This is a genomic window from Streptomyces sp. NPDC059994, assembly GCF_042737755.1.
Classification (GTDB): Bacteria; Actinomycetota; Actinomycetes; order Streptomycetales; family Streptomycetaceae; genus Streptomyces.
The window spans coordinates 29,650-44,824 of the sequence record NZ_JBHWUR010000036.1 but is presented as its reverse complement, the minus strand read 5'-3'; the positions used below and the strand labels follow the sequence as shown (position 1 = coordinate 44,824).

Here is a 15,175-nt window from a genome sequence, read left to right as displayed (position 1 = left end):
CGCATGGACGTCAGCGGTGCTCGCGCACCCGGACGACCCGCAGGGCGGGTGAGGAGAGGATGTCCCGCTCGCAGAAGCGCGAGCTGACCCAGCGCTGCTGTGAGTAGAGCCTCGTCTGGTCGCTGCAGTGCGGGGAGAGGACGTTCTCCGACTGGGAGTACGTCAGGAGGGTGCGGGCGACGGGGCACTTGCCGCCGTCCCGGCCGACCGCCTGGATGTGGCTGGATCCGGTGGACACCTCGGAGTAGCCGCGCGCCGGGTCCCATATCCCCTCGACCTTGTTCCAGATGCCGAGGGCCTCCGTCCCGCCGGAGACGGGCAGGCGCCTGCCGTCGCGCACCACGTACTGGTGGTCGCCCAGCGCCGAGTCGAGCGGGATGCCGGCCGCGCGCAGCTCGCCCACCGCGTCGGCGAGTGCCCGGGCGACGCCGGGCGAGGCGGTGTTGAGGGTGTTCGGCGTGTGCGCCGGGTCGGCGGCCGAGAACGGCACCTTCCACAGCTCAGCTGCCGAAACCGTCGCCGTGAGCTTGCGCCAGTAGCGGTCGAAGAGCAGCGCGCCCCGGCTCCTGGCATCCACCGTACGGTCCCAGCCGGCCAGTACCGCGCACGCCCCGGACACGTCGACCGGCTTGCCGGTGCTGTCCGACGCGGCGTCGCCCGCAAGCGCGGCGCAGGCCCGGGCCGTGTCGGCCGCCGCCAGGTTCCCGGCGGGCGCCCGGTCGGCGAACTCCTGGCGCTGGAGGTCGGCGACGGTGAGCCGTCCCTTCGCGGCCATGGCGGAGACGTCCTCGACGGCCAACTCAGGGGGTGACACGGGTGGTTGCGCGTGACACATGAAGTGCCGCCAGCCACTCAGTCAGCCCGGGCGCACGCCTGTCAACACTCATGCCCCGCCCGCAGGGCCCTGGCGCAGATCCACGATCCGTTTGAACTTGCCCACCGACCGCTCGATGGTGTCGGGGTCGACGACCTCCACCGCCACCGAGACCCCGATGCCGTCCTTCACCGACGAGACGATCGACCGCGCGGCCGCGTCGCGCTGCTCGGGCGAGGTACCGGCGCGCGCCTCCACCCGTACCGTCAGCGCGTCCAGTCTGCCCTCCTTGGTGAGCCGCAGCTGGAAGTGCGGGGCCAGGCCGGGCGTGCGCAGCACGATCTCCTCGATCTGGGTGGGGAAGAGGTTCACCCCGCGCAGGATCACCAGGTCGTCGCTGCGGCCGGTCACCTTCTCCATCCGGCGGAAGACCCGCGCCGTGCCCGGCAGCAGCCGGGTCAGGTCCCGCGTCCGGTAACGGATCACGGGCATGGCCTCCTTGGTGAGCGAGGTGAAGACCAGCTCGCCCCGCTCGCCCTCGGGCAGCACCTCGCCGGTGAGCGGATCGACGACTTCCGGGTAGAAGTGGTCCTCCCAGATGTGCAGCCCGTCCTTGGTCTCCACACACTCCTGCGCCACACCGGGCCCGATCACTTCCGAGAGCCCGTAGATGTCGACCGCGTCGATGGCGAAGCGCTCCTCGATCTCGCGGCGCATCTCCTCCGTCCACGGCTCGGCGCCGAAGATCCCGACCCTGAGCGAGGTCGTTCGGGGATCGACGCCCTGCCGCTCGAACTCGTCCAGGATGGTCAGCATGTACGAGGGGGTCACCATGATGATCTCGGGCCGGAAGTCCTGGATCAGCTGGACCTGGCGGGCCGTCATGCCGCCGGACGCGGGGATCACCGTGCAGCCGAGCCGCTCCGCCCCGTAGTGCGCGCCCAGGCCGCCCGTGAACAGCCCGTATCCGTACGCCACATGTACCTTGTGGCCGGGTCTGGCGCCCGCCGCGCGGAGGGAGCGGGCCACCACGTCCGCCCAGATGTCCAGGTCGCGCTCGGTGTAGCCGACCACCGTCGGGCGGCCGGTGGTGCCGCTGGAGGCGTGGATGCGGCGGACCTCGGAGTCGGGGACCGCGAACATCCCGAACGGGTAGTGGTCGCGCAGATCCGCCTTGCTGGTGAAGGGGAAGCGGGCGAGGTCCGCAAGCGAACGGCAGTCCTCGGGCCGTATCCCCGCCTTGTCGAACGCCTCCCGGTAGAAGCCCACGTGGTCGTACGCGTGGCGCAGCGAAGCCCTCAGCCGATCGAGCTGAAGGGCCTCCAGCTCGGCCCGGCTCAGCCGTTCCGCCGCGTCCAGCAGGGGTTCCATGGGCCGCTCCTGTCCTCGCCGGTCGTCACTCCGCCCGAAATCGGACGACCGATCATTCGGTAGATCTGCTCGGTTCAGTAATCCAGCCACCGAACCGCACCGTCAAGGCCTGTGGACAACGCGCTTCACCGCGTCGGCCGTGCTGCCGTTCGCGCTCTCCGCGAAATCCCCTTGGCCCGATCGCCACCGGCTGTGAGGATCACGATCATGCCGAAGTTCACCGCGTACGACGGGACCGAGCTCGCCTACCACCTGGTGGGGGCGGGGAAGCCGCTGATCTGTCTGCCCGGCGGGCCCGCGTGGGCCTCCGCCTACCTGGGCGACCTGGGCGGCCTCGACATCCACCGCCAACTGGTCCTGCTCGACCAGCGGGGCACGGGTGACTCGGCGGTGCCGGACGACATGTCCTCGTACCGCTGCGACCGGCTGGTCGACGACGTGGAGGCGCTGCGCGAGCACCTCGGTCTGGCGGAGGTCGACCTCCTCGGGCACTCGGCCGCCGGCAACCTCGCCACGCTCTACGCGGCCGCCCACCCGCACCGGATCGGCTCGCTCGTCCTGGTCACGCCCGGCACCCGGGCCGTCGGCCTCCCCGTCACCGAGGACGACTGGCGCGGCGCCGTGGCGCTGCGTGAGGGCGAGAGCTGGTATCCGCAGGGGCGGGCCGCCTTCGAGGAGATCTGGGGCGGGCGCGACTCCGGCGAGGTGCGGTCCGCCATCGAGCCGTTCATGTACGGGCGTTGGGACGCGGCGGCCCGGGCGCACGCGGCCGCCGCCGGCTCGCGGGCCAGCCGGGAAGCGGCTGCCGTCCACTACGAGGACGGGGTCTTCGACCCGGCCGCCACCACCGAGGCGCTCGCGGCCGTGGAAGCGCCCGTGCTGGTCCTGGCCGGGGAGTACGACGGCGGCCCCACGCCCGCGCTCGCATCCCGGCTCGCCGCGCTCTTCCCGCACGGCGAGGCCGCCGTGCTGCCGGGCGCCGGGCACTTCCCGTGGGTGGACGCGCCCGGCGACTTCGCCCGTACGGTCGCGGCGTTCCTGGAACCCGGTGTCCACAGCGTACGGACCAACTCCGGCATCCGGCTCGCCTACCGGACCTGGGGCGATGCCTCCGCGCCGCCCGTCGTGCTCGCGCACGGGCGCGGCGGATCGGGCGCGCACTGGACGGAGGTGGCCGAACGGCTCGCCGCGACACGCCGGGTGTACGCGCTCGACCTGCGCGGGCACGGCCTCAGCGACTGGCCCGGCCGCTACTCGTTCGAGGGGTTCCGCGACGACCTGCGCGGCTTCATTGACGCGCTCGGCCTGGCCGGCGCCGACGTGGTCGGCCACTCCATGGGCGGCGCGGCCGCGCTGCTGCTCGCCCAGGACGCGCCCGAGCTGGTCGGGCGGCTGGTCCTGGAGGAGGCGCCCGCGTTCGTGCCGCTGGATCCGCCGCGCGGGTTCGTGGCGCGGCCCGACGAGGAGCTCGTGTTCGACTGGCCGGTGGTCGCCGACACCAATGCCCAGCTGAACGCGCCCGACCCGGCCTGGCGCGAGCGGCTCGCCGAGCTCGCCGTGCCGACCCTGCTGGTCGCGGGCGGCGAGTCCGGCGGCATCGAGATCCAGGACCGGATCGCCGAGATGGCCGCCCGCATCCCCGGCGGCCGCCTCGTCACGATCGAGGCCGGCCACTCGGTCCACACGGTCCGGCCGGACGAGTTCGTCGCGGAACTGAGGGAGTTCGGGATCTGAGGTCACCCGGCCGTGGACTCCGCCACGGCCACCGACCGCGCCCAGCGGTAGTCCGCCTTGCCGCTGGGCGAGCGCTGGATGCTCGGGGCGATCACCAGCTGGCGCGGCACCTTGTACCCCGCGAGCCGGGTGCGGCAGTGGCTCTGGATGTCGTCGAGGGTCGGCTCCTCGGCGCCCTCGCGCAGCTGCACCACCGCCGCGACATGGTTGCCCCACGTGGTGTCCGGCACCCCGGCGACCAGCGCGTCGTACACGTCCGGATGGGACTTGAGCGCCTGCTCGACCTCCTCCGGATACACCTTCTCGCCGCCGGTGTTGATGCACTGCGAGCCCCGCCCGAGGACCGTGACGATGCCGTCCTCGCCGACCGTGGCCATGTCGCCGAGCAGCACCCAGCGCTCGTCGCCCCGCTGGAAGAACGTCTCGGCGGTCTTCGCCGGATCGTTGTAGTAGCCGAGCGGCACATGGCCGCGCTGGGCGATCCGGCCGGGCTCGCCGGGCTTCACCGGCTCTTGGGTGGCCGGGTCGACCACCGCCGTACGGGAGTTGACGCGCAGCCGGAAGCCCTTGTCGGGGCCGGAGTCGTCGGTGGCGGTGCCGTTGAAGCCGGACTCCGACGAGCCGAAGTTGTTGAGCAGCATCGCGGTCGGGACCAGCGCGCTGAACTGGGCGCGGACCGTCTCCGACATGATCGCGCCGGACGACGAGACGCTGAACATGGACGAGCAGTCGGTGCCCTTCATCGGGCCGCTCAGCGCGTCGATGAGCGGGCGCAGCATCGCGTCCCCGACCAGCGACATGCTGGTGACCTTCTCCTTCTCCACCGTCCGCAGGACTTCCTCGGGCACGAACTTGCGGTGGATGACGACGCGCTGGCCGAAGTTGAAGCCGATGAACGCGGTGAGCGTGGAGGTGCCGTGCATCAGCGGGGGAGTGGGGAAGAAGGTGATGCCCCCGCCGCCCGCCGCGACCCGCTCGGCCAGCTCCTCGGGGCGCGCGACCGGCTCGCCCGTCGGGGCGCCGCCGCCGAGCCCCGAGAAGAACAGGTCCTCCTGGCGCCACATCACGCCCTTGGGCATGCCGGTGGTGCCGCCGGTGTAGATGATGAAGAGGTCGTCGGGCGAGCGGGGTGCGAACCCGCGCCCGTCGGACCCGGCCGCCTCGGCCTCGGCGAACGGCACCGCGTCCAGCACAGGCGCACCCTCGGGGGGTTCCCCCACCCGTACGAGGTGGCGCAGCTTCTCGGTGTGCGGCAGCGCGCCCGCCACGCGCTCGGTGAACTCCGCGTCGAAGACCAGCGCCGCCAGATCGGCGTCCCGGTAGAGGTAGACCAACTCGTCTTCCACGTAACGGTAGTTGACGTTGACCGGGACGATCCGGGCCTTGAGGCAGCCGAGTGCGGTCTGCAGGTATTCGACGCCGTTGTACAGATGGAGCCCCAGGTGCTCGCCCGGCCCGATGCCGCTGTCGATCAGGTGGTGGGCGATCCGGTTGGCGGCCGAGTCCAGCCGCGCGTAGGTCAGCCGGCGCTCCGCGCCCGTGCCGGGGTGGTCGAGGTAGACCAGTGCCTCGCGGTCGGGGACCACGTCGACGACCGACTCGAACAGGTCGGCAAGGTTGTACTCCACCGCTCCTCCTGACCCCGGCGCCATCCGTGTGGCGGTCATCAGAGCAGAGCCCACCACAACTGGGAAGGGGCTCCGCCCAAAGAATCTGACTGACTGTCAGAAAACTATTGAACTGCGCCCCCCGCTCCTGCAACCTGTTCCAGTCCGACGACGGGAGGCAGGCGCATGGGTGGCACCGAACACCTCACCGTGCGGCGCGAGGGCGCCACACTCGTACTCACGCTCAACCGGCCGGAGGCCAGGAACGCGCTCTCGCTGTCGATGCTGGTCGGCCTCCACGACGGCTGGCTGGAGGCCGATGAGGACGACGCGGTCCGCTCGGTCGTCCTCACCGGCGCCGGCGGCGCGTTCTGCGCGGGCATGGACCTCAAGGCCCTGGCGGGCAAGGGGATGGAGGGCGACGGTTACCGGGACCGCCTCAAGGCAGACCCGGATCTGCACTGGAAGGCGATGCTGCGCCACCACCGCCCCCGCAAACCCGTCATCGCGGCCGTCGAGGGGCCCTGTGTGGCGGGCGGCACCGAGATCCTCCAGGGCACCGACATCCGCGTGGCCGGCGAGAGCGCCACCTTCGGGCTCTTCGAGGTCAAGCGCGGGCTCTTCCCGATCGGCGGCTCGACCGTCCGGCTCCAGCGGCAGATCCCGCGCACCCACGCCCTGGAGATGCTGCTCACCGGACGGCCCTACAGCGCGGCCGAGGCGCGGGACATCGGGCTCGTCGGGCGGGTCGTGGCCGACGGCACCGCGCTGGAGGAGGCGCTCGCCCTCGCCGGGCAGATCAACGCCTGCGGGCCACTCGCCGTCGAGGCGGTCAAGGCCTCGGTGTACGAGACCGCCGAGATGACCGAGACCGACGGGCTCGCCGCTGAACTCCGGCGCGGCTGGCCGGTCTTCGACACCGCCGACGCCAAGGAAGGCGCCCGCGCCTTCGCCGAGAAGCGCCCGCCCGTCTACCGGCGCGCCTGAGCGCGTCCACTCCCGCCGCGCGCCCGAGATGGAGACCCCGATGCCCGAAGTCCTCAGCGCCCCCCTGGTGGTCGAGTTCCCGTTCACCCGCTCGCTGGGCCCCGTCCAGAGCGCCTTCCTCACCGGGCTGCGCGAGCGGACCGTCCTCGGTGTGCGGACCTTGGACGGCAGGACGCTCGTACCGCCCGTCGAGTACGACCCGGCCACCGCCGAAGAGCTCCGCGACCTCGTCGAGGTCGCCGCCACCGGCACCGTCACCACCTGGGCCTGGAACCCGTCCCCGCGCCGGGGCCAGCCGCTGGAGCGCCCCTTCGCCTGGGTCCTGGTGCGGCTCGACGGCGCCGACACCGCGCTGCTGCACGCCCTGGACGCACCGGGCCCCGACGCCGTGCGGACCGGGATGCGGGTACGCGTGCGATGGGCGCGGGAACGAAGTGGCGCCATCACCGACATCGCGTGCTTCGAACCGTACGAGAGCGAGGCGGCGGGCCAACCGAGCCCGCACGGCGGCGAGTTCGCGGACCCGGTCACCGGGATCGTCGCCCCGGCCCGGCTCGACTACACCTACAGCCCGGGCCGCGCCCAGACCGGGTACATCGAGGCCCTGGCGGAGCGCCGGACCGTCGGTGAGCGCTGCCCGTCGTGCCGCAAGGTGTACGTGCCGCCGCGCGGGGCCTGCCCCACGTGCGGGGTCGCCACCGACGAGCGGGTGGAGGTCGGCCCGGCCGGCACCGTCACCACGTACTGCATCGTCAACATCAAGGCGAAGAACCTCGATATCGAAGTGCCGTACGTCTACGCGCACATCGCCCTCGACGGCGCCGACCTCGCCCTGCACGGCCGGATCGGCGGCATCCCCTACGACCAGGTGCGGATGGGGCTGCGGGTCGAGCCGGTGTGGACCGAGGACAGCCGCCACCCCGACCACTACCGGCCCACCGGGGAGCCCGACGCCGACTACGACACGTACAAGGAGCTGATCTGATGGGCCCCGCACGGGATGTGGCCGTCGTCGCCTTCGCGCAGACCGACCACCGGCGCCGCACCGACGAGCTCTCCGAGGTCGAGATGCTGATGCCGGTGCTGCACGAGGTGCTCGACCGGACCGGGCTGAGGACCGGCGACATCGGCTTCACCTGCTCGGGCTCCTCCGACTACCTCGCGGGCCGCGCCTTCTCCTTCACCATGGCCCTCGACGGTGTGGGCGCCTGGCCGCCGATCGCCGAGTCGCACGTCGAGATGGACGGCGCCTGGGCGCTCTACGAGGCCTGGGTGAAGATCCTCACCGGCGAGGCCGACACCGCGCTCGTCTACTCCTACGGCAAGTCCTCGCCCGGCGAGGTCCGGGACGTACTGACGCGCCAGCTCGACCCGTACTACCTGGCGCCCCTGTGGCCCGACTCCGTGGCGCTGGCCGCGCTCCAGGCGCAGGCCCTGATCGACGCGGGCGACACCGACGAGCCCGCGCTCGCCGCGATCGCGGCCCGCAGCCGGAACTCCGCCGCCGCCAACACCCATGCCCAGGTGCGCGGTTCACGGCCCCAGGGCGACTACCTGGTACGCCCGCTGCGCACCGGCGACTGCCCGCCGGTCGGGGACGGTGCCGCGGCCGTGATCCTCGCCGCCGGGGACACCGCGCGCGAGCTGTGCGAGCGGCCCGCCTGGATCCGGGGCATGGACCACCGCATCGAGGCGCACGGCCTGGGTGTGCGCGACCTGACCGACTCGCCGTCGGCCCGGCTCGCGGCCGAACGCGCCGGGGCCTTCGAACTCCCCCATGGCCTGAAGGGCATGGGAGGTGCCCCCACCGTCGACACCGCCGAACTGCACGCCCCCTTCAGCTCGCAGGAGGTCGTCCTGCGCAAGGCGCTGCGGCTGGACGACGGGGTACGGGTCAACCCGTCCGGGGGAGCGCTGGCCGCCAACCCCGTGATGGCCGCCGGTCTGATCCGGATCGGGGAGGCGGCCGCCGCGATCCACCGGGGCGAGTCCGACCGGGCGCTGGCCCACGCCACCTCGGGGCCGTGCCTCCAGCAGAACCTCGTCGCCGTCCTGGAGGGGGAGCCGTCGTGAGCAGGGAACCCGTGGCCGTCGTAGGAATCGGCCAGACCAAGCACGTCGCCGCCCGGCACGACGTCTCGATCGCGGGACTGGTCCGCGAGGCGGCCCAACGCGCCCTGGAGGACGCCCGGTTGGCATGGGCGGACATCGACGCGGTCGTCATCGGCAAGGCCCCCGACTTCTTCGAGGGGCTGATGATGCCGGAGCTGTACCTCGCCGACGCGCTCGGCGCGGTCGGCAAGCCCATGCTGCGGGTGCACACGGCGGGCTCGGTCGGCGGCTCGACCGCGCTGGTGGCCGCGAACCTGGTGGCCGCCCGGGTCCACGGCACGGTCCTCACCCTGGCTTTCGAGAAGCAGTCCGAATCCAACGCCATGTGGGGCCTGTCGCTGCCCGTCCCCTTCCAGCAGCCGCTGCTCGCCGGGGCAGGCGGCTTCTTCGCGCCGCATGTGCGCGCGTACATGCGGCGCACCGGCGCCCCCGACACGGTGGGCTCGCTCGTCGCGTACAAGGACCGGCGCAACGCGCTCCTGAACCCGTACGCGCATCTGCACGAGCGGGACATCACCCTGGAGAAGGTGCAGGCGTCCCCGATGCTCTGGGACCCGATCCGCTACTCGGAGACGTGTCCGTCCTCGGACGGGGCGTGCGCGATGGTCCTCACCGACCGTACGGGGGCGGCCCGTTCGCCCCATCCGCCCGCCTGGGTGCACGGCGGCGCGATGCGCAGCGAGCCCACGCTCTTCGCGGGCAAGGACTTCGTCTCCCCGCAGGCGGGCAAGGACTGTGCCGCCGACGTCTACCGGCAGGCGGGGATCGCCGACCCGCGCCGCGAGATCGACGCCGTCGAGATGTACGTGCCGTTCTCCTGGTACGAGCCCATGTGGCTGGAGAACCTGGGGTTCGCGGCGGAGGGCGAGGGCTGGAAGCTCACCGAGGCGGGCGTCACCGAGCTCGACGGGGATCTCCCGGTGAACCCGTCGGGCGGGGTGCTCTCCGCCAACCCCATCGGCGCCTCCGGCATGATCCGCTTCGCCGAGGCGGCCCTACAGGTGCGGGGCCGGGCAGGGGAGCACCAGGTGGAGGGGGCCCGCAAGGCACTGGGGCACGCCTACGGCGGCGGCTCGCAGTTCTTCTCGATGTGGCTGGTCGGGTCCGAGCCGCCGAGCCGGTAGGGGTGCGGGCGGCCGGTCGCCGGGGCCGTGCGGCCGTCGTCGCGGGTGGGCCGCGGTACTCCTTCCGTGGCCTGTCCGGGACCGGACGCGATCGCTAGTCTGGCCCCGGACGACAGGGAACCGGGAGGAGCAGGGACGTGGCCGAGAGCACCACCCAGCAGACCCTTGTGGGCTGGGACAAGCCGGATCTCGATCTCAGCAAGGCCGACTGGAGGTCGAGCAGTCAAGGGACGGGAGACGTCCAGATCGCGTTCGTCGAGGGGTTCATCGCGATGCGCAACGGGGGCCGCCCCGGCAGCCCCTCGCTGATCTTCAGCCCGGGTGAGTGGCGTGCCTTCGTGCTGAACGCGCGCGACGGGGAGTTCGACCTCACCTGAGCGGCGGGACGGACGGGGTCGCCCCGTCCGGTCGCGAGCGTCCGCGCACCCGCCCGGCCCGTGGGCCGGGCGGGGCCGGAGCGCGGCGAGTGCCCGCGCCCCGGGGGTCCCGGATGCCGTCTCCATCTAACGCTTGCCGCCGTGGTTACCATTAGCCGCATGGCCGACCACTCCCTCGTTCTCGATCTCGCCCTCACCGTCCGCCACGACGGACACGGCGGGGTCGCCGACGATCTGAGCGGGCCGGACGGGCTGACCACATGGGTGCGCGAGCACGCGGCGGCGCTGGATACGGATGGCTTCACGGTCGAGGCCTTCGCGGCCGACGACGACGCCCTCGCGGCGGTGCGCGCGCTGCGGGCCGCCGTGCGCGCCCTGTTCGCCCGGGCGGTACGGCCGGACCCGCCGAGCCCCGCCGACGCCGAGCGGCTGCTCCCCGCCGGGATGGCCCTGGAGCTGCTGAACTCGGCCGCGGCCGCCGTACCCACGGCGCCCCGCCTGGAATGGCCCGAGGGCCGCGACCCCTACGCCGTCCACCGCGGCACCGGCACCCCCGACGCCGTCACGGCGCTCTGCGCCTCGCTCGCCCGCGCCGCCGTCGACTTCCTGGCCGGGCCCGACCGGGCGAGGCTGCGGGCCTGCCACGCGCCCCGGTGCGTGCGGTACTTCCTCAAGGAGCACCCGCGCCAGGAGTGGTGCAGGCCCTCCTGCGGCAACCGCGCCCGCGTCGCCCGCCACCAGCGGCGCCGGCAGCTCCACGCCGAGCCGTAGCCGCCCGGGGGCGTCAGGCTTCCAGCGCGTCCTCCTCCTCGAACAGATGGGCCCACGGCCGCTGGCCCCGGCCCGCGGCCTCGATGCCCGTCTTGCCGTACCGGGCCGTCGTGCGCGACCACGCCAGATTGCCGCTCATCAGCGCCCGCATGCCCGCCACATAGTCGTCGACCTGGGTGCGCAGCTGGGCAGAGACCCCGGAGGCCGCGAGCGCCTCGGACAGCTCCACCGCGAGCGTCCGGAAGCGCTCCACCCGGGAGTTGGCCAGCCGGGCGACCTCGCGGGCGGCCCGGTCCACCGAGAGCCCCGACCCCTTGTGCAGGATGATGACGCTGTTGTTGACGTCCCCGGCGGCCAACTCCTTGTCCGCGGACACGATGTCGTTGACGAAGATCACCACATCGGCGGTGATCCAGCGCATCTCGGCCAGCGGGCTGCCCCGGTGCAGCTCGTCGGGGAGCGTGTAGCGGCCGCACCGCTCGACGAGATCCAGACAGGGCTGTACGCCGATGGAGTCGCGGCGGCCGCGCAGGAACCCCGGCAGCGACGGCGGCCCGGTGCGGGTGCGGTTGAGGGCCTCCCAGTGATAGGCCGTCAGATACTTCCGCCAGTGCCCGCGGAAGCGCTCCTGCCACAGCCGCGGAGTGCCGTCGCACAGCCGCTTCCACAACTCCGCGAGCGTGCCCGCGAGATGGTTGGTCGGGTCGCCCGGAGCCGGGCCCCGGTCGCTCATCGTGCGCAGCATGATGTCGATCTGCCGGGCCACCGCGTCCGGCTGCCGGCCGATCGGGCCGTCGAACTGGTCGTCGAACACGAAGAACCAGGCGTTGAGGTCGGTCGCCAGCGCGAGATCCGAGTCCGTGGTGTCCGGATAGAAGTACGCCATCAGACGTTCGAGCCCCATAGCGTCGTACTCATTGGTCGCGCACTCGCCCGAGAGCATCCCGAACCGGTGAAGCCAGTCGAGCGTGTGCTGACGCGCGACGGCGTGGCGCGGATGACAGCGAGCGGGGAACGGTATGTCGACGAGCCTCGCGCGGTCCTCCGACAGCTGTGAGCCTGCTGGGGACGACATCGCTCCGCCTCCTCTGCGCCGAAGGGTGAGCAGCCTTGGGCGGAGCTGCTGTCCGAAAAGCTCATAGTGCGCCCGTGGCCGAAACTGCACAAGCGGCGTGTGCACCGGTGCTTCGCGCCCCCCTGGAGCCGCGTCAACCCCCCAGCAGATCCTGGCGAGTCAGTCAAGCCGTGTTTGCGAGACGGTCACATCGGTGTCACGGTGCGTGTCCGAAAGCGTAGGCTCGGCCCTACTGCCAAAAGGGGACGGTTGTGGCGGACATGAAAGGCCGGCGGACCAGTGGTGCGCGCAGGCGGCTGTTCGAACGGGAGAATGAACTCCTGCTTCTCGAACGCATGTTGGACGACCTGTGCGGCACGGGAGCAGAGGGGGTTACGGGCGCGTCGAGCGGCGGGCTGCTCGCGGTCTCGGGAGCGCCCGGGCTCGGCAAGACGAGTCTGCTCGCCGAGGTCCGCAGGGAGGCCGCCGCCCGGGGCTGCACCCTGCTGACGGCCCGCGGCGGTGAGCAGGAGATCCGCGTGGCCTTCCACGTGGTGCGCCAGCTGGTGCAGCCCGTGCTGGCCGCGGCCGGCGAGAGCGAACACCGGCGGATACTCGGGACCTGGTACGACATCGTGGCGCCCGCGGTCGGCCTGGTCTCCGTCCCGGGCGGCTCGCCCGACCCGCAGGGCGTGCGCGACGGCCTCGACTGGCTGGTGACCCGGTTCGCCGTCGAGCACACGCCCGTCGTGCTCATCGTCGACGACGCGCACTGGGCGGACGAGGAGTCCCTCACCTGGCTGAGCTCGTTCGCGCTGCGCGCCGCCGAGCTGCCGATCCTGATCGTGGCCGCCTACCGGCCCGAGGGACTGCCCGTGCAGGCGAGCGAGTTCCACAGGCTCGCCGAGCGGCAAGGCTCGCGGCCGGTGACCCTGGCGCCGCTCTCCCCGCACGCCGTGGGCAGGCTCGTCCACGACGTGCTGGAGAACGGCGCCGACGACCTGTTCTCGCGCGAGTGCTGGGCGCTGACGGGAGGCAACCCGTTCGAGGCGGTCGAGCTGATCGCCAAGATCCGTGAGCGGAACATCAAACCGCACTACGCCAACGCCGCCGAGCTGCGCGAACTCGCGTCCACGGCACGCGGCAGCGGACTCGTCCAGCGCCTGGAGCGGCTCGGCCCCTCGCCGGTCAGGCTGGCGTGGGCCGTCGCCATCCTGGGCACCGCGGTCGACCCGCACATGGCGGGCAGCGTGGGCAACCTCGGCGCCGAGGAGTCGGTCGACGCGATCCACCGGCTGCGCGAGGCCCGCATCCTGGCCGGCCGCACGGGCGACCCCGACCGGCTGGACTTCTTCCACCCGCTGGTCGGTACAGCGGTCTACCGCGCCATTCCGCCCGCGATGCGGGTGGCGATGCACGGCCAGGCCGCGGTCTGCGTCACCGAGGCGGGCCTCGGCCCCACGGTCGCCGCCCGCCACCTCCTGGAGATGCATCCCGAGGACGACCGCTGGGCGGTGCAGCAGCTCAGGGCCGCCGCGCGCGAGTGCATGCGGGCCGGTGCTCCCGAGGCCGCCCGGCGCTGTCTGGCCCGGGCCCTGCGCGAGCCGCCCGCCCTTGAGGAGCGGGCGGAGGTGCTGTTCGAGCTCGGCTGCTCGGCGCTCCTGAACGAACCGGCCACCACGGTCAACCACCTCCAGGCCGCCCTGGAGGAGCCGGAGCTCGGACCCACCCTGCGCGAGGCGATCACCTACCGGCTCGCCCAGGCGCTGGCCCACACCGACCGGATGGGCGAGGCGGCCGAGCTGGTCGCCGTCGAGGGCAGGAGCTCCACCAACCCCCGCACCCGGCTGCGCATGCAGGCCGAGGCCTTCAAGTGGAACGCGTTCCGGGCCGACGAGGAGGACTCGGCCGCCCGCTCGCGCAGGCTGGCCCGTCTCTCCGACCACCTCACCACCCGGGGCATGGCCGAGCGGTACATCCTCGGGCTGCGCGCCTGGGACGCCATGGTCCGCGGCGAGCCCGCCGCCGTCGCGCTCGCGTACGCGGAGGAGGCACTGGGCGACGGGCTCTCCTGGACCGACGAGGAATGGGGCTTCGAGGTCCCCGTCATGGTCGCGCTCACCTTCATGTACTGCGACCAGCCGGGCCGCGCGGACGAGCTGTTCAGCAGGGGCATCGCGGAGTGCGAGAACCGCGGCTGGCGCGGCGCCCACCTCTCGTTCGGCCTCACCCTGCTCGGGTACATCCGGTTCTGCCGCGGCCGCCTCGCCGAGGCCGAGGACCTGGTCCACGGCGGGCTGCGGATCGCCGACCGGGTCGGCCAGCGCATCCCGGCCCAGTGGTTCGCCCTCGGCATCCTGATCGAGATCCTGCTGGCCCGGGGCCGGGTGGACGAGGCGCAGGACCTGTCCGACCGGTACAACTACGGCCAGGTCGTCCCCAACGCCGTCGTCTACCCCGACTCCGAGACGGTCTACAGCGAGCTGCTGCTCGCCCGGGGTCTGCGCAGCGACGCCGAGCAGCGGCTGCGCGCGGTCGGCCGGCGCCTGGACCGCAGGGGCATGCGCAACCCGGCCTGGTGCCCCTGGCGGCCGCTGCTCGCCGAGGCGCTGGCCCCGGCAGACCCGGCGGAGGCCCAGAAGGTGGCCGACGAGGCAGTCGAGCTGGCCCGCCGGTTCGGCACCGCGGGCGCCATCGGCCGGGCCCTGCACTCCGCCGCCAAGGTGGCCACCGGCGCGAAGAGCCTCAAGCTCCTCGCGGAGGCGGTGCAGCACCTGGAGCGCTCGCCGTCCGCGTACGAGCTGGCGTGCGCGCTCGTCGACCACGGCACGGCGCTCAGCCGGGCCGGGCTGCCCCAGGACGCCTCGGAACTGCTCGTCCGGGGCATGGAGAACGCGGTGGTCTGTGGCGCCGACGCACTGGCGGCCCGGGCGCGCGACGAGCTGGCCGCGTCGGGGCTGCGCCCGCTGCGGCTGCGTGCGGTGGGCACGGACTCCCTCACCGCTCAGGAGAAGACGGCGGCCGACCGGGCGGCGCGGGGCTGGGAGAACACCCGTATCGCCGAGGAGCTGGGCATCCGGGAGCGGGCCGTCGAGCTGCTGCTCTCGGGCGTCTTCCGCAAGATCGGCACCGACCGGGCCGGGCTGCCGGAGCTCCTGCGGCACACCGAGAGCCGCCCGGCACCGGGCACGCCGCTCCGCTGAACCGCCGGACGCGGGCCGGGG

At 72.9% G+C, this 15,175-nt stretch carries 11 protein-coding genes and 1 pseudogene; 8 read left to right on the top strand and 4 right to left on the bottom strand.

What is annotated here, in order from left to right; all coding sequences use genetic code 11:
* Positions 1-10 precede the first annotated feature (10 nt).
* Together ACFWA7_RS19675 and paaK are read right to left on the bottom strand one after the other, a co-directional pair.
* Positions 11-796: pseudogene (locus ACFWA7_RS19675) on the bottom strand (penicillin acylase family protein); the annotation flags it as partial.
* A gap of 87 nt (positions 797-883) precedes the next feature.
* On the bottom strand, positions 884-2,185 hold the full coding sequence (gene paaK / locus ACFWA7_RS19670; RefSeq protein WP_385824143.1) for a phenylacetate--CoA ligase PaaK: 1,302 nt from the start codon (positions 2,183-2,185) through the stop codon (positions 884-886).
* Between the two features lie 207 nt (positions 2,186-2,392).
* On the opposite strand from paaK, the gene ACFWA7_RS19665 reads away from it, so the two are divergent.
* Positions 2,393-3,919 carry an alpha/beta fold hydrolase gene (locus ACFWA7_RS19665; protein WP_385824141.1) on the top strand — a complete coding sequence of 509 codons (1,527 nt, stop codon included), beginning with the start codon at positions 2,393-2,395 and terminating at the stop codon, positions 3,917-3,919.
* A 2-nt stretch (positions 3,920-3,921) separates the two neighbouring features.
* Here the strand turns inward: ACFWA7_RS19665 and ACFWA7_RS19660 are convergent, their stop codons facing one another.
* Positions 3,922-5,547: an acyl-CoA synthetase gene (locus ACFWA7_RS19660; RefSeq protein ID WP_385824139.1), complete on the bottom strand. Its 1,626-nt coding sequence runs from the start codon at positions 5,545-5,547 to the stop codon at positions 3,922-3,924.
* A 165-nt stretch (positions 5,548-5,712) separates the two neighbouring features.
* Here ACFWA7_RS19660 and ACFWA7_RS19655 point away from each other — a divergent pair, with 165 nt between their 5' ends.
* From ACFWA7_RS19655 to ACFWA7_RS19630, 6 genes are all read left to right on the top strand, one after another.
* Complete coding sequence (locus ACFWA7_RS19655; protein ID WP_385824137.1) at positions 5,713-6,513, top strand: crotonase/enoyl-CoA hydratase family protein; 801 nt, start codon at positions 5,713-5,715, stop codon at positions 6,511-6,513.
* Positions 6,514-6,553: 40 nt separating this feature from the next.
* Positions 6,554-7,498, top strand: coding sequence for a Zn-ribbon domain-containing OB-fold protein (locus tag ACFWA7_RS19650; protein ID WP_385824135.1), 945 nt, complete (start codon positions 6,554-6,556; stop codon positions 7,496-7,498).
* Positions 7,498-8,586 (top strand): thiolase domain-containing protein, encoded by a 1,089-nt coding sequence (locus ACFWA7_RS19645; protein WP_385824132.1) that lies wholly within the window; start codon positions 7,498-7,500, stop codon positions 8,584-8,586. Before ACFWA7_RS19650 ends, ACFWA7_RS19645 begins: the two co-directional genes overlap by 1 nt.
* Entirely contained in the window at positions 8,583-9,749 is a 1,167-nt protein-coding gene (locus ACFWA7_RS19640) for a thiolase domain-containing protein (RefSeq protein ID WP_385539232.1), read from the top strand. The genes ACFWA7_RS19645 and ACFWA7_RS19640 overlap by 4 nt, the downstream gene beginning before the upstream one ends.
* A gap of 137 nt (positions 9,750-9,886) precedes the next feature.
* Positions 9,887-10,126, top strand: coding sequence for a DUF397 domain-containing protein (locus ACFWA7_RS19635; protein WP_371650320.1), 240 nt, complete (start codon positions 9,887-9,889; stop codon positions 10,124-10,126).
* 159 nt (positions 10,127-10,285) lie between these two features.
* Positions 10,286-10,897, top strand: a complete 612-nt coding sequence (locus ACFWA7_RS19630) for a CGNR zinc finger domain-containing protein (protein ID WP_385824129.1) — start codon at positions 10,286-10,288, stop codon at positions 10,895-10,897.
* Between the two features lie 13 nt (positions 10,898-10,910).
* Here the strand turns inward: ACFWA7_RS19630 and ACFWA7_RS19625 are convergent, their stop codons facing one another.
* Entirely contained in the window at positions 10,911-11,972 is a 1,062-nt protein-coding gene (locus ACFWA7_RS19625; RefSeq protein WP_385539229.1) for an isoafricanol synthase, read from the bottom strand.
* A 335-nt stretch (positions 11,973-12,307) separates the two neighbouring features.
* On the opposite strand from ACFWA7_RS19625, the gene ACFWA7_RS19620 reads away from it, so the two are divergent.
* Entirely contained in the window at positions 12,308-15,154 is a 2,847-nt protein-coding gene (locus ACFWA7_RS19620) for an ATP-binding protein (protein WP_385824127.1), read from the top strand.
* Positions 15,155-15,175 lie beyond the last annotated feature (21 nt).